The following is a 1,185-nucleotide window of genomic DNA, read 5'->3' on the forward strand; positions in this document are numbered from 1 at the left end:
CATTACTCTTGATCTGATTGAATCTTCAATGATGTTTGAGTAAGTCTCCCTTTCTCTGTAATGAACCTTTCTTTCTCTTCCTCTCATCTTCCTCACCTCCTTCATAGGTAATGTGGGAAGGACTCTCCTGCCAGTTTCTCTTTGAACTTTCTGATTGCTCTTTCTATGGACGCTGGATCTTTCACTTTTCTCATTCTCACACCTCCTTTTTATTAATCTCTGCTTCGACATTAATAATATATCACATAAAATAATAAAAAGTCAAGAGAGAAACTAAAACAATCTTAGATAAATATAATTATTATTGGAAAGTGGATAAGTATTTCTTCCAGAACAAGAAAAAAGTTCAATGTAATAGATCATGTAGAATTTTGAATGGGGATTTGTCAACTGATTAGATGGTTAAGGATCCAAAGATTCGAGGAATGTTGGAATAGTTATGATCCAGACTTTATAATTTCTAATTGGAACATGGAGAATTGAGATTGATTAAGGGCAGTAGGTAGAGTCTGCAAAAGCATGGACATCAAATGTATAATCAAGGAAAGACAGGGGGCACTTGCGGAATGGTTAAACGTGCTAAATGAATGCATAATTTGTGGTTCTGAAACGCGAGAGATCTATAATCGCACATTAAAGGTGAAATATCACCACTGCGGAAACTGTGAGTTCATCTCGAAGGATCCGGCCGATTGGATTTCAGAAGAAGAAGAGCTGAAGATCTATAATAGGCACAATAATAGCATCGAGGACCCGCGATACGTTGCGTTTTTCAAAGATTTCATCGATTCTGCAGTTGTGCCTTTCCTCTCAAAAGGAAGAAGAGGATTTGATTTTGGAAGTGGTCCATCGCCTGTGCTTGCAACTATACTTGAAAGGGATTACGGCTTCAAAATGGACATCTATGATCTTTACTTCTCGCCAAATGAGGTCTTTAAGGGGAAAAAATACAATCTAATCACCTCAACTGAGGTTTTCGAACACCTTGCGGAACCCGTAAAGTATTTTAGAATGCTTTCGGGCTATCTTGAGCATGATGGATTGCTTTCAGTCATGACTCTTTTTCATCCACAAGATCATCAGCAGTTTCTTGACTGGTACTACATGAGAGATATGAGTCATATATCCTTTTATACTGTCAGAACAATGCAAGTAATTTCCGATCTTGTCGGACTTGAGTTTGTT

The 1,185-nt window shown here is 37.6% G+C and carries 1 protein-coding gene; it reads left to right on the forward strand.

What is annotated here, in order from left to right:
* Positions 1–519: 519 nt before the first annotated feature.
* Positions 520–1,185, forward strand: a 666-nt coding sequence (locus tag BG32_RS12465) for a class I SAM-dependent methyltransferase (protein ID WP_147435022.1), incomplete at its 3' end; no start/stop codon positions are given.

Origin of the sequence: Mesotoga sp. HF07.pep.5.2.highcov (assembly GCF_003666285.1) — a bacterium.
GTDB classification, from domain to species: Bacteria; Thermotogota; Thermotogae; order Petrotogales; family Kosmotogaceae; genus Mesotoga; species Mesotoga prima.